At 62.4% G+C, this 13,398-nt stretch carries 10 protein-coding genes; 3 read left to right on the top strand and 7 right to left on the bottom strand.

Features of this window, described 5'->3' with window-relative positions:
* Window positions 1–5: 5 nt before the first annotated feature.
* The 7 genes from AC1RT2_RS00585 to AC1RT2_RS00555 form a co-directional block, all read right to left on the bottom strand.
* Entirely contained in the window at window positions 6–1,172 is a 1,167-nt protein-coding gene (locus AC1RT2_RS00585) for a glycosyltransferase family protein (RefSeq protein ID WP_493098490.1), read from the bottom strand.
* Entirely contained in the window at window positions 1,169–2,419 is a 1,251-nt protein-coding gene (locus AC1RT2_RS00580; protein ID WP_493098488.1) for a glycosyltransferase family 4 protein, read from the bottom strand. The genes AC1RT2_RS00585 and AC1RT2_RS00580 overlap by 4 nt, the downstream gene beginning before the upstream one ends.
* A gap of 17 nt (window positions 2,420–2,436) precedes the next feature.
* Window positions 2,437–3,636 (bottom strand): glycosyltransferase family protein, encoded by a 1,200-nt coding sequence (locus AC1RT2_RS00575; RefSeq protein WP_493098486.1) that lies wholly within the window; start codon window positions 3,634–3,636, stop codon window positions 2,437–2,439.
* 73 nt (window positions 3,637–3,709) lie between these two features.
* Entirely contained in the window at window positions 3,710–4,885 is a 1,176-nt protein-coding gene (locus AC1RT2_RS00570) for an ABC transporter permease (protein WP_493098482.1), read from the bottom strand.
* Complete coding sequence (locus AC1RT2_RS00565; protein ID WP_069062926.1) at window positions 4,882–5,880, bottom strand: ABC transporter permease; 999 nt, start codon at window positions 5,878–5,880, stop codon at window positions 4,882–4,884. The genes AC1RT2_RS00570 and AC1RT2_RS00565 overlap by 4 nt, the downstream gene beginning before the upstream one ends.
* Window positions 5,880–7,781 (bottom strand): ABC transporter substrate-binding protein, encoded by a 1,902-nt coding sequence (locus AC1RT2_RS00560; RefSeq protein WP_493098478.1) that lies wholly within the window; start codon window positions 7,779–7,781, stop codon window positions 5,880–5,882. The genes AC1RT2_RS00565 and AC1RT2_RS00560 overlap by 1 nt, the downstream gene beginning before the upstream one ends.
* Window positions 7,778–9,688, bottom strand: a complete 1,911-nt coding sequence (locus AC1RT2_RS00555; RefSeq protein ID WP_493098476.1) for a dipeptide ABC transporter ATP-binding protein — start codon at window positions 9,686–9,688, stop codon at window positions 7,778–7,780. The genes AC1RT2_RS00560 and AC1RT2_RS00555 overlap by 4 nt, the downstream gene beginning before the upstream one ends.
* A 190-nt stretch (window positions 9,689–9,878) precedes the next feature.
* Between AC1RT2_RS00555 and AC1RT2_RS00550 the strand changes: the two genes are divergently transcribed.
* The 3 genes from AC1RT2_RS00550 to AC1RT2_RS00540 all read left to right on the top strand — a co-directional run bounded on the left by AC1RT2_RS00550 (window position 9,879) and on the right by AC1RT2_RS00540 (window position 13,375).
* Window positions 9,879–10,841, top strand: a complete 963-nt coding sequence (locus AC1RT2_RS00550; RefSeq protein WP_493098474.1) for a glycosyltransferase family 32 protein — start codon at window positions 9,879–9,881, stop codon at window positions 10,839–10,841.
* A gap of 159 nt (window positions 10,842–11,000) precedes the next feature.
* Window positions 11,001–12,344 (top strand): UDP-glucose dehydrogenase family protein, encoded by a 1,344-nt coding sequence (locus AC1RT2_RS00545; RefSeq protein WP_493098472.1) that lies wholly within the window; start codon window positions 11,001–11,003, stop codon window positions 12,342–12,344.
* Window positions 12,341–13,375, top strand: coding sequence for an NAD-dependent epimerase (locus AC1RT2_RS00540; RefSeq protein ID WP_493098470.1), 1,035 nt, complete (start codon window positions 12,341–12,343; stop codon window positions 13,373–13,375). The genes AC1RT2_RS00545 and AC1RT2_RS00540 overlap by 4 nt, the downstream gene beginning before the upstream one ends.
* The last annotated feature ends 23 nt before the right edge of the window (window positions 13,376–13,398 follow it).

Below are 13,398 nucleotides of genomic sequence, written 5' to 3'. Positions count from 1 at the left end.
GCGGGCTACTTTAGTAGGTCCCTCAGCATCTCGGCCGTGCGATTGGCGCCATCTAGTTGCAAAACAGGCACATTTTTCTCTGCTTCAGCCGAAAGTGCGCGGGAAATTGCGCTGGCCATCGTTTCCGCAGAAAGCGTCTCCTCCATCACGACGACCGCCTGGCCGAGTCGTTCCAGCCGCTGCGCGCGGGCCGTCTGCTCCGTCTCGCCGCCCGATGCGAAGGGCACGAGTACCGAGGCGCAGCCGGCTTGTAGAATATCGCAGACGGTATTGTAGCCGGCCTGCGATATCGACAACCGGGCGGTGGTCAGCAGGCTGCGGAAGTCGGTCCTGAAACGCACAAGCTCGACATTTTCAGCCGATTGCGCCGCGAAGCGTTCGAAATCGGCCTGCGGCATGTTGGGGCCGGTAATGACCAGCCAGCGCCCGATGTCGCCAAGGCGCCGGGACGCCTGGAGTGCTGCCTCGACCAGCCCTGCGCCAACCGCTCCACCACCGGCGGAGACGACGATATCGTAGCGTTCGGCCGGCGGGTCTGCCGATGCGGCACCGATAAGGCCGGTATAGAGGACGCGATCGGCAATCTGGCTTGCCAGCGGAAAGGTATCTTCAAGCCGCACGAAGGCGGGATCGCCGTGAACGAGGACACGGTCGAAATGGCGAATGACGAGGTCGATGGTTTCCTCGTCGCGGCCCGGCTTGGCGCGCTCCTGGAGAATGTCGCGCAACGATGTCATGAGCAGCGGCCGCGGTTCGCTCTTTTCGATCGCGTCGATCAGCGGCAGAAGCTCGAAACGCACCTGCCGGCGCCCGAAGGGAAACGCCTCCAGAATGACGACGTCCGGCCGACACGCATGGTAGGCGGCGAGAAGCCTGTCGCGCCGATCGGCCTTGAAGGCTTCATCGACGACGTTTCCATTCGCATCCACAAGCGCTGCAAAGCCACCGTCTCCGGCCGCGATGGCGGGCAGGGCGACGTGGTTGATGCCGGGACCGGGAAAGCCATCGACGGGCATGCCACCGGTGACGAGTGTAACGCCGAAACCGTTTTCCCCGAGCGCCCGCGCGATACGGCTGGCGCGTGCCAGATGCCCGATGCCGAGCAGGTGCTGGACATAGAAGAAGACACGCGGCGCCCTGCCAGCGTCGTTCGCCGCGGCATGGGCGCTCATGCGGCCTCCCGTGCTCCGGCGTCAAAAAGCGCCTTCAATTGCGAGATGCTGGCATGATGATCGAAGCTGCCGCGCACCTTCGCTTCTGCCGCCTGGCCGAGCCGTTCACGCAGAGCCGGGTCGCGAATAGCGCGTTCGAGTGCGCCGGCGAGGGCGGCGGCGTCTTCAGTGGGCACCAGCAGTCCGTTGACCTCATCCTCGAACAGTTCCGGGATGCCGGAAATATCCGACGCGACGCAGGTCAGCCGCTGGCTTGCCGCTTCCACCAGTACGTTCGGCAGACCGTCCCGGTCACCGTCGGCCGTAATGCGGCAGGCGAGGGCAAAGATGTCGGCCTTGCGGTAAGCCTCAAGCACATCCTTCTGGTCGACCGCCCCGAGCCAGGTGATCCTGTCCGCTATGCCAAGTTCGGCCGCCAGCTTTTGCAGCTTCGGCCGCTCGCCACCGTCACCGGCATGGACGAAACGCCAGTGGAGATCTGCGGGGAGCTTGGCGAATGCCCGCAGCAGTACGTCATAGCCTTTTTTCGGCACGGCACGCCCCACGCTGATGATGGTGACGGAGTCGGAAGCGTCGGAACCGTCACGCGCTGGCCGGGCGTGCTCAAAGCGAGGAAAACGGTCGAGATCAAGGCCATGGTAACTGAGATGCACCCGGTCGCGGTTCTGCGCCGCAAGGTTTTGCAGATGCGCGTGGCCGCTCTTCGTGCAGGTTACGGCCCAGTGGGCGGTCGAAAGCTTGCCGGCAAGCTCCCAGTCCTCGGAGGTCCAGATATCCTTGGCATGGGCGGAGACCGTCCAGGGGATATCGAGCATCTGGCTCGCATAGCTCGCGACAGAAGCCGGCGTGTGGATGAAGTGCGCATGCAGCCAGCCGGCGTCCTGCGGCCATTCTCGCACGAGTGCGGCGGCCTGGCCGAAGCGGCGAAAACGGTTCCGGCTGAAATCCCGGCGCAGGTCCTTCAGGAACTGGCGAAACGCCGCGCCGAAGCCGGGCGCACGAAAACTTGCGATAAGGCCGCGCAGAACCCGGATCGGCTCCTCGTGCAGGTATTCCGGTAGGTAGTGCACCGGCGCCTTGATCTCGTCATGCACGGGGTGACGCTTGCGGTCGGTCGGACGGCGGAGCGAAACGAGGACGAGGTCGAGCCCGGCCCGTTCAAGGCCAAGCAGTTCCTGCGCGATGAAGGTTTCCGACAGGCGCGGATAGCCCTTCAGGAGCACGACGATTTTTCGCGGCTGCGACAACCCGGCTTCGCCTCTCATCAGGCGGCGGGTGGCGTGAGTTCACGCGCCGCAAGCTCGTCGCCGACGATACGGGCGATGTTGCGAAGGCCTTCGAGCCGCAGTTCCGGGCTGCCGCTCGACGGCGGCGGACGTTGCGGCAAGGCCTTCAGGGCAGCGGCAAGCCGCACCGGGTCGCTCGATTCGTCCGGCAGCAGCATATCGACCAGCCCAAGCTCGGAGGCGCGCGACGCGCGTATCAGCTGCTCCTCGCGCGGCTGCACGCGGGGCACGATCAGCGCCGGCTTGTCGAAGGAAAGGATTTCGCAATAGGTGTTGTAGCCCCCCATCGCCACGACGGCCCGGGCACCTGCGACCAGGTCCTCCATGCGCGTGTCGAACTCGATCACTTCGACATAGGGGATTTTCGAGGCTTCCTGCGTGAGCTTGGTGCGCTGTTCCTGCGGCATGTAGGGGCCGAGGACGATGAGGGCCTTATGGGTCAGCTCGGCATCCTGCTGGTAGGCCCGAAGGACGTCCTGCACGAGCTCCGCTCCATCACCGCCACCACCCGTGGTCACGAGCAGGTAATCGCCGGACGGCTGATACTGGGCGCGGTCCATCTGAAGCGCGTTTCTTTGCAGGAAGCCGACGAAGTTCAGCTTGTCGCGCACACCCTGGGGCACGTCGAGGCCGACGAGGGGGTCATAAAAATCTGGTGGACCATAGACCCAGATGTCGTCATAGAACCTGTCGATCTTGTGCATGACGTCCTTGCGCTTCCACTCGGCTTCGAGCAGGTGCGGTGCGTCCATCACTTCGCGCAGGCCGAGAATGAGACGCTTGCCGCGGCTCTTGAGGTAGGCGAGCGTCTCTTCCACTTCGCCGCTGAGCCCCATCGGCTCCTTGTCGATGATGAAGATGTCCGGATTGAAGGTCTCCGCCGTGTGGCGGATGATCGACCGGCGCATGTTCAGCGTATCTTCAAGGTCGATATGGCGCTCCAGCGAGGTGTACTCGCCATTGCGCAGCTTGATGACGCTCGGGATCTTCACGAAGTCGACGCGGGCGCGATAATCGAAGGCGCCGGCGATCGTCGCGCCGGAAATGATCAGTACATTGAGGCCGCGATACTCCTCGACCAACGCATGGGCGATCGTGCGACACCGGCGCAGATGGCCGAGGCCGAACGTATCGTGGCTGTACATGAGGATGCGGGCGTGTTCGAAGCTGCGGCTCATGGTGCAAGCCTCCAGACTCCTACCCAGTTCGCCTTCAAGCAACGGCGATTGTTCTGCATTCGTTATCCCAATTTCACTTATAGGGGTCAGCCGCATCGCGTAGTCCATCGCCAAGGAAGTTGAAAGCAAGAATTACTAATACGACAGGTACCACCGGGTACAGCAGCCATGGGTATAGGGCGATAATGTTGATGCTGCGGGCCTCTGTCAGAAGAATGCCCCAGCTGGTGATGGGCGGGCGAAGGCCGAGCCCGAGGAAACTCAATGCCGTCTCCCCGAGGATCATGCCCGGAATGGTCAGCGTTGCGCTGGCGATCAGGTGGGACATGAAGCCGGGAATGAGATGGCGGCGAATGATGCGGGCGCTGCCAGCACCCATGACTTGCGCCGCCAATACATAATCTTCCTCGCGTAAGGCAAGAAGTTTCGAGCGTACGGCGCGCGCCAGCCCGGTCCAGTCGAGCATGCCGAGGATGATCGTAATGCCGATATAGACGAAAATAGGGCTCCAGGTGACGGGTATGATGGCGGCAAGCGCCATCCACAGCGGAATGCTGGGAATGGACTGCAAAACCTCGATCACGCGCTGCACGACGAGGTCGAACCAGCCGCCGTGATAGCCGGCAAGCCCGCCGATCACGATCCCGAGAACGAAGCTCATCATCACGCCAAGCGCGCCGATGGTCAGCGAAATGCGGGCGCCATAAAGGATGCGCGAGAGCATGTCCCGGCCCAGCCGGTCGGTGCCGAGGAAGAAGAACTGTCCGCCTTCCGCCGGGCAGACGAGATGGACATCCGACTTGAAGAGGCCCCAGAATCTGTAAGCATCGCCGCGGCAGAAGAAGCGCAGTTTCTGTACGTCCGACGTATCGTCCGTATAGACGCGCTTCAGATTGTCCATGTTCAGCGTCATGCGCTGGCCGTACACGAAGGGGCCGACGAACGCGCCCTCGTGCATGAAGCGCAATGTCTGCGGCGGGGAATAGATGAAGTCGATGTTGCGGGTGTGCAGGTTGTAGGGCGCCAGGAACTCGCTGATCGTGATCATGAAGTAAACCACGATCAGGAAGATGCCGGAGGCGAGCGCCATCTTGTGCCGGCGGAAATGCCACCACATCAATTGGAACTGCGAGGCCTGGGCGACCGCCTGCAGCTCCTCCGTCTTGCGCTCGGCGGCATAGGGATCGAACGGCGCGTCGGAGACGAAATGGGCGAGGGGCGCGCCGGGTTCAGGGAGCGAGGTCTTCACTTGCGGCTTCCTCCGCCAAGCCGGATGCGCGGATCGAGGATCGCGAGCGCGATGTCGGAAACCAGCACGCCGATGACCGTCAGGAAGGCCAGGAACATCAGGAAGGAGCCGGCGAGATACATGTCCTGTGTCTGGAGTGCCTTGATCAGCATCGGGCCGGTCGTTTCCAGCGACAGCACGATGGCGGTGACCTCCGCGCCGGAAATGATGGAGGGCAGGATCGAACCGATGTCGGATATGAAGAAGTTCAGGGACATGCGGAGCGGGTACTTCGTCAGAACCCGCATCGGATGCAGGCCCTTGGAGCGCGCGGTCACGACATATTGCTTATTGAGTTCATCGAGCAGGTTGGCGCGCAGGCGCCGTACCATGCCAGCCGTGCCCGCCGTGCCGATGATGATGACCGGAATCCAGATATGCGAAAGAATGGAGCGGAACTTCTCCCAGCTCATCGGCGCACCCAGGAACTGGCGGTCCATCAGCCCGCCGATCGACACCCCGAACCAGATATTGGCGAAATACATGACGATGAGCGCCAGCATGAAGTTCGGCACGGCGATGCCGATCAAACCGGCGAGCGTCAGGCCGTAGTCACCCCAGCTATACTGGTGCGTAGCGGAATAGATGCCGATCGGGAAGGCGAGCAGCCAGGTGAAGAGGATCGTGACAAACGAGACGAGAACCGTCAGCCACAATCGGTCCCCGACCACTTCGGAAACCGGCAGGCGGTATTCGAACGAATATCCGAAATCACCGATCAGCATGCCGCCGACCCAGTGCAGGTAGCGCAGCGGCGCCGGCTTGTCGAAGCCGTAGCGTTCGCGCAGTTCCTCGATCTCGGCCATGTCGGTTGCTTCGCCCATGGCGCGCAGCTCCGAGATATAGCTTTCGAAATAGTCGCCGGGCGGAAGCTCGATGATGGTGAAGACCAGCATCGAGATGAGAATCAATGTCGGTACCATGACGGCGATGCGCCCGAGAATGTAGCGAACCATCACGCGCCCCCTTCGTACCAGAACGTATCCGGCATGTAGACGCCGAGGAAACTGGTCGGGTTGAAGCCGTAGAGTGCCTTGTCGGGCACGTTGCGCATCCGCCGAGCGCGCACGACCGGCTGGGAAATGCCGTTGACGGTGCCGATGGTGAAGACTTGGTCGGCATGGTGCGCCAGCATCTCATGCCAGATCGTCGCCCGCTCGTCGTCGGTCGTCGTCATCTGCCAGGCATCGTACTTCTCGACGAGATATTGCACTTCCGGCATATCCGGCGGTTCGCCCTTGGTTTTGACGGTCGCGAAATACATGCCCCAGACGGGCCATTGATACTGATCGTCGGAGGTCGGCGCGAGTTCGGAGGGCGACATTTCGGGCGTCGGTACGCCGTTGTCGAGCCCGTACCATACGGACATCACGACCTCGCCGCCGATCGCGCGGCTGCGGAAGATGTCGCGCTGCGATGTGCGCACGAAAAGTCCCAGGCCGACGGTGCGGAAATGGTCGGTAATCAGCTCCAGCACGTCGGTCTCCAGCGTGCTTTCGCCGGCGCTTTCCACGACGACATGGGCAGAGCGGCCGTCCGGCAGCTGGCGCAGGCCTTCGTCGTCGCGTTTGTCGAGGCCCGCCTCGTCGAGCAGGCGATTGGCCTGGTCCGGGTCATAGGATGCCCAGGCCTTGGCATAGTCCGGCTTGAAGAGCGAGCTTTCCGGCAGCACCGTGTTGGCGCTCTCCTGGCCAAGTCCGTAAAAGACGGCCTTGTTGATTTCCGTGCGGTTGATGGCGAGCGACATGGCTCGGCGCACTCGCACGTCCCGCAAAACCTTCCGCCAGCCTTCGTCGCCGCAGTTGAGGTTCGGGATCAGAGCGACGCGCGAGCCGAGTGTGCGCTTCCAGAGCAGCACATTCAGCGGATAGGTCGTTTCGGCTTCCTTGAGGAGCGTGTAGTCGGCAAAATCGAGATTGGCAGTCTGAAGGTCGCTTTCCCCGGTCGCCGTCTTGGCGGAAATGAGGTCCGGCGAGGAGACATTCATCACCACGCGGTCGATGTAGGGCAGTTGCACCCCATTCTCGTCCACCCGGTGGAAGAAGGGGTTGCGATCGAAGATGAACTGCTCAGCCGGCGGGGCCGTGCGCGGGCGCCAGGCTTCAAGCGTCGGCAGATCCGGATTTTCCGGCCGGTTCTGCCGCGACATCTTGATATGCAGGCCGCGCCAATCGTCGACGCGCTGCTTGTGGATATGCTTTTTCAGAACGTCGGCGGCCTGAAATTTCTTGTGGAACTGCCGCATGTAGGCGGATGGCAATGCCAACACCAAGGGGATGGGGGCAGCGAGTTTCGGCAGGAAATCCGGGATCGGCCGTTCCCAGCTGTAGCGCACCGTCAGCGGATCGACCACCTCGAAAGTCGGCGGCTTGCCCTCAACGAGCAGATCCACCGGTGGCCCACCCTTGAGGAGTTCCCGGTTGAGGATGACCTCTTCCCAGCAGTAGCGAAAATCCTCAACGGTGAAGGGGTCGCCGCTCGACCATTTGTGACCTTCACGCAGGCGGAAGGTGAAGATACGCGCCTCCTCCACGGTGAAGGATTCCAGGATATCCGCCTGGAGCTTCAAGTCCCGGTCGTAGCCGACGAGGCGTGAGTAACTGTTGATCGGCATCAGACGGACGTCGCGCTGCCCACCGATCAGCATGCGTGCGGTGCCACCCTGGACGCCGGGCGCGCCACCAAGGGCCGCGTTGTTTATGATACGCGGTGTCTTCGGCAGCCGTTCGGCAACGGAAGGCAGTTCTCCCGCTTCCACCTTCGCCTTCAGATAATCGGATTCCGCAAAGGCCGTGCGGGCAAGGCCCGGAACGAAAGCTGTCGCGAGAAGGCCCAGCGCGGTGCGGCGCGTGATCATGGCGTCAACTCCCGCACATCGGCATTCCTGCGGGCAAGCACGAAATGGCCGCCGCCGAGATCGGCCGGCGCCATGCCCTCGCCGCCGTCATCATCGCGAAAGGCTTGTGCCCAGCTGGCGCGCGAGACGGCGCTGGTCTTGCCGGCTGTTTCGAAATTCAGCGGGCGGTCGAGGTCCGGAAAGGCGACGGCATCGAGCAGCGCCCTTGTATAGGGATGCACCGGCGCGGTCATGATGACCTCACGCGGCGCGATCTCGACAATCCTGCCGGCCCACATCACGGCAACCCGGTCGGCCATGTAGTCGACGACGGCGAGGTTGTGCGAGATGAAGAGGTAGGTAAGTCCAAGATCCTTCTGCAAGTCTTTGAGAAGGTTGAGGATCTGTGCCTGCACCGAAACGTCGAGCGCCGATACCGGTTCGTCGCAGATGATGAGGCTCGGGCCGAGCGCAAGCGCGCGCGCTATGCCGATGCGCTGGCGCTGGCCGCCGGAAAAGCTGTGCGGGTAGCGTTTGAGCGATGCCTCGTCGAGGCCGATCGCGCGGATCAGCGCCTTGATGGCCATCTTGCGCTTGGCGGTGTCGCCGTGGTCGTGGATATCGAGCGGTTCGCGCAGGATGTCGCCGATCGTCATGCGTGGCGAGAGAGAGGACAGCGGGTCCTGGAAGACCATCTGCATCCGGGTGCGCAGGCTTTGCAGTTCCGCGCCTTTGGCCTTCAGAACGTCGATCGGCCCCTTGCCGTCATCGAACAGGACGGAGCCGGCATCCGGCTCGATGGCGCGCATCAGGATCTTGCTGACGGTGGTCTTGCCGCAGCCGCTTTCGCCGACAAGACCGAGGCATTCGCCGCGCTTGATGTCGAAGCTAACGTCATCGACGGCTGGCCGGTTCTTTTCCTTCTGCCGGCCTGGCATCTGCCAGTTGTCCTTGCGGATCTCGAACGTCTTGCTGAGATTGCGAACCGAGAGGATTGTTTCCGGACCCGTGCGCGCCTGGTATTTCTTGCTGAGCAGGTTGTCTTGATTGACCTCGATTTCCCGGAGCGGCTTCAGGCGGTCGCCGCGCTGCATGCCGAAATGCGGGATCGCCGCCATCAGGCCCTTGAGATAGGGATGGGCGGGCTGGCGGAAGATCGTCTCGACCGGCCCGGCCTCCATGATCTCGCCCTGATAGATCACCACCACCTCGTCGGCGATGTTGGCGACGACGCCTAGGTCGTGTGTGACGAGCAGCACGGCCATGTCCATCTGCAACTGCAGGTCTTTCAGGAGCTTCAGAATCTGCGCCTGGATCGTCACGTCGAGCGCCGTGGTCGGCTCGTCGGCAATGAGGAGGGCAGGGCCGCAGACCAGTGCCATCGCGATCATCGCGCGCTGGCGCATGCCGCCCGACAACTCGAAGGAATACATGTCGTAGACTTTTTTCGGATTGTTGAATCCGACGCGGGACAGCATGTCCTCGCAGCGTTCGCGCATTTCCGCGCCGGTCAGGCCCGTGTGGATGCGTAGCGTCTCGCTGATCTGGTCGCCGATCGTGTGCAGCGGCGAGAAGGACGTCATCGGCTCCTGGAAGATCATGCCCATGCGTCCGCCGCGGATCGAGCGGATCTTCCGTCCGTCATGCGGCAGCGGCAGGATATCGATCGGGCCTTCGCCGGAGAGCGGATCGTCGAACAGGATTTTTCCCGAGACCCGCGCGGTCGTGGTCTGAAGTCCCATCGCGGTCTGGCTGATGACGGACTTGCCTGAGCCGGACTCCCCCACCAGGGCCGTTACCTTGCCCGGCAACACCCTGAGATTCGCGCCCCTGACGGCGGTGATCCTTGCGCCCATCAACGAAAAGGAGACGTGTAGGTTTTCAATCCGCAGCAGGTCCCTCGGCCGGCGCGTCGCATTCACGTTCATATGTACTTTCTCGCCTGACGGATATGCATCCACGCGGCATTTGGTTGTATTCCCCACCATGAGACTAGCGTGCACATTTTTTTCTGTCCACGCCTTACTTTAAAGGCAGGTTGGGGTTGTTCTCACTCGGGCGCGGACGGAATATGACAGTTCACTCCAGCGCGCGGGCGCCTTCCCTTAGGACAGATTGATGTCAGCCAAGCAACGATTGAACGCGGAACTCGAAAAAGCTGCGCTACACCGGGACGCTGGCGCGTTCGATGCCGCCCGCAAAGTGCTGGAGGCCGTTGCCGCCGATCCGGAGAAGGCGGCGCTGGGCCCGGATACGGCGCTCGGCTTGCCACGTCGGCTGCACTCCGCCCTGCTGAAGCTTGCCAAGGCCGAACAGGATCTCGTCAAGCGCATCGGCTACCAGTACCACCTCGTGCCCGATCCGGACATCCTGGCCGTCCACGGACGGTTCACCCTGGCCGAGAAGCGGGCGATTGCCGAGGCCAACCGGGCCGTGGTGCCGCCGATCATCCACCAGATCTGGATCGGAAGCGCCGACTTGCCGCCATCGACGAAAGCCTGGGAACACCACGCCAAGGCGCATGGCTACGGCTATTTTCTCTGGCGGGAAACGGACCTGGCGGAGGCCGGCGTCTACGAGAACAAAGCCTTCCAGGCGATGCTTTTGCGCGAAGACTATCCCGGCGCGGTCGATGTCGCGCGCTATCTGCTGGTGGAGCAGGAGGGCGGCATCTATCTCGATTGCGACTGGTATCCGGCCCGCATGGACATCAGTTTCCACGATCTTTTGCCGATGACCGGCCTGATTGCCATGGCGGAGGACATTCCGCGCAAGACCGGCCGCGGCAGCCTTCTGCTGGCCAATTCGTTCGTCGCCGCGCCCGCCCATCACCCGGTCCTGACGAAGCTCAATGCCGTTTTGCCTTCGGTTATCGCAGCGATGCCGGAGGCGCCCGCCTGGTGGTCGACGGGGCCATTGCTGTTTACCGTTATCGCGCGTGGTGGTGCGCTGACACTCGCGGATGCCTCCTTCGTAGCAGGTGAATTGCCCAGAAGGGCGCCTTTTTCTGAGGTCGAGGCAGCCTGCGGGACGTTCGAAGCTCAGGATGCGGGCCTGCTGCTCGCCTGGAAGTCGTGGTAGCTGCGGGTTCCGGTCGATGCCGCACCGTATTCTATTTGTGACAAATAGCGTGCTAGAGCACGTCCATAGAACGTGCGAACCGGTTTGATGGACCGAATTGCGCAGCAACTGACAGATTAGAGTGTCCGCTACGGTGGACCCGCTTGGAGACATTGCACCATGAAGATCGCCATGATTGGTTCCGGCTATGTAGGGCTGGTGTCTGGCGCCTGTTTTGCCGATTTCGGCCACACCGTCGTCTGCATCGACAAGGCAGAAAGCAAGATCGAGGCGCTGAACCGCGGCGAAATACCGATTTTCGAGCCTGGCCTCGATGCGCTCGTCGCCGAAAACGTCAAGGCCGGCCGTCTTTCCTTCACCACGGAGTTCGCCGGTCCGGTGAGCGAAGCGGATGTCGTCTTCATCGCGGTGGGCACCCCGTCGCGCCGCGGCGACGGGCACGCCGACCTTTCCTATGTCTACGCCGCCGCCCGCGAGATCGCCCAGTCGGTCAAGGGTTTCACCGTCGTCGTCACGAAATCGACGGTGCCTGTCGGCACGGGTGACGAGGTGGAGCGCATAATGCGCGAAACCCGCCCCGATGCGGACATTGCCGTCGTTTCCAATCCGGAATTCCTGCGCGAGGGCGCGGCGATCAGCGACTTCAAGCGGCCGGACCGCATCGTCGTCGGCATTGAGGATGAACGCGCGCGCGAGGTGATGACGGAGGTCTACCGGCCGCTCTATCTCAACCAGTTGCCGCTGCTCTTCACCACCCGCCGCACGTCCGAGCTGATCAAATACGCCGCCAATGCGTTTCTTGCGATGAAGATCACCTTCATCAACGAAATTGCCGACCTCTGCGAAAAGGTCGGCGCCGACGTGCAGCAGATTTCGCGCGGTATAGGCCTTGATGGCCGCATCGGCTCGAAGTTCCTTCATGCCGGCCCCGGTTACGGCGGATCGTGTTTTCCGAAGGATACGCTGGCGCTCGTCAAGACCGCACAGGACAATGACAGCCCGATGCGCCTGATCGAGACCACGATCGCCATCAACGATACGCGCAAGCGCGCCATGGCCCGCAAGGTGATCAATGCGCTGAACGGTGACGTGCGCGGCAAGAAGATCGCGATCCTCGGCCTCACCTTCAAGCCCGAGACCGACGACATGCGCGATGCGCCGTCGATCTCGATCATCCAGGCTTTGCAGGACGGTGGCGCCCGGATCTTCGCCTATGATCCGGAAGGTATGGAGGCCTCCAAGGCCATCCTCGACAATGTGACCTACGGCAGCTCGCCCTATGACATTGCCGAAGGTGCGGAGGCTGTGGTGATCGTCACGGAATGGAACCAGTTCCGCGCGCTGGATTTCCAGCGGCTGAAGTCCGTCATGGCCAAGCCCCTGCTGGTCGATCTGCGCAATGTCTATACGCCGGATGAGATCAAGCGCCACGGCTTTGCCTATGCCAGCATCGGCCGCGGCACCTCCGCCATGGTCGTGCCGGTCTCCGAGGCGGCGGAATGACGCATTTTCTCGTCACGGGCACGGCCGGTTTCATTGGTTTCCATCTGGCAAAACGACTGCTCGACGACGGCCATTCCGTCGTCGGCTTCGACGCCATGACGCCGTACTACGACGTGACGCTCAAGGAACAGCGCCTTGCGATCCTGGAACCCTATGCAGCATTCCGGCAGGTCAGCGGCAGGCTGGAAGACAGGGCGGCACTCGACGCGGCCGCCGCTATCCAGAAGCCCGACGTGATACTCCATCTCGCAGCACAGGCCGGCGTGCGTTACAGCCTCGAAAATCCCGGGGCCTATGTGGATTCCAATCTCGTCGGCTCATGGAATGTGCTGGAGCTCGCCAAGGCGCTCCAGCCGCAGCATCTGCTGCTCGCCTCGACCTCGTCGATCTACGGTGCAAACGAAAAAATCCCGTTCGCCGAATCCGACCGCGCCGACGAACCGATGACGCTCTATGCCGCTTCCAAGAAATCCATGGAGCTGATGGCGCACTCCTATGCCCATCTCTACAAGGTGCCGACGACGGCCTTCCGGTTTTTCACGGTTTATGGCCCTTGGGGACGCCCGGACATGGCGCCGATCAAGTTCACCGACGCCATCCTTAACGATCGCCCGATCGACGTTTACGGCCAGGGCAATATGAGCCGTGACTTCACCTATATCGACGACCTCGTCGAAGCCATCGTCCGCCTTGTCGGCGTCGTGCCATCGGAAAGCAACCGTGCGACGGCGCCGGGCGTCATCGATACGCTTTCGGCGCATGCACCCTTCCGCGTCGTCAACATCGGCGGCGGGCGCCCGGTCGAGCTGATGGCCTTCATCGAGACGATCGAAAAGGCCTTGGGTCGGCCAGCGGAGCGCAACTACATGCCGATGCAGCAAGGCGATGTGCCGCGCACCTTCGCCTCCACCGAACTCCTGCATCACCTCACCGGCTTTGTTCCGCGTGTGACGCTCGAAGAGGGCATCGCTGCCTTTACGCAATGGTATCTGGAGTGGCGCAAGCGCAATAGCGGGCCTAGCCACTCATAAGCGCACATAAGCTTGGGATGCGG

The sequence above is a fragment of the Shinella sp. GW821-FHT11G07 genome (assembly GCF_058808115.1).
The sequence above is the reverse complement of the archived record's forward strand: the minus strand, read 5'-3'. Positions and strand labels throughout refer to the sequence as shown.

What these genes read in the sequence shown, in the direction of transcription:
- AC1RT2_RS00585 (WP_493098490.1), bottom strand. Translation starts at nt 1,172, where the DNA reads ATGAGCGCCCATGCCGCGGCGAACGACGCTGGCAGGGCGCCGCGTGTC.
- AC1RT2_RS00575 (WP_493098486.1), bottom strand. Translation starts at nt 3,636, where the DNA reads ATGAGCCGCAGCTTCGAACACGCCCGCATCCTCATGTACAGCCACGAT.
- AC1RT2_RS00565 (WP_069062926.1), bottom strand. Translation starts at nt 5,880, where the DNA reads ATGGTTCGCTACATTCTCGGGCGCATCGCCGTCATGGTACCGACATTG.
- AC1RT2_RS00560 (WP_493098478.1), bottom strand. Translation starts at nt 7,781, where the DNA reads ATGATCACGCGCCGCACCGCGCTGGGCCTTCTCGCGACAGCTTTCGTT.
- AC1RT2_RS00555 (WP_493098476.1), bottom strand. Translation starts at nt 9,688, where the DNA reads ATGAACGTGAATGCGACGCGCCGGCCGAGGGACCTGCTGCGGATTGAA.
- AC1RT2_RS00550 (WP_493098474.1), top strand. Translation starts at nt 9,879, where the DNA reads ATGTCAGCCAAGCAACGATTGAACGCGGAACTCGAAAAAGCTGCGCTA.
- AC1RT2_RS00545 (WP_493098472.1), top strand. Translation starts at nt 11,001, where the DNA reads ATGAAGATCGCCATGATTGGTTCCGGCTATGTAGGGCTGGTGTCTGGC.
- AC1RT2_RS00540 (WP_493098470.1), top strand. Translation starts at nt 12,341, where the DNA reads ATGACGCATTTTCTCGTCACGGGCACGGCCGGTTTCATTGGTTTCCAT.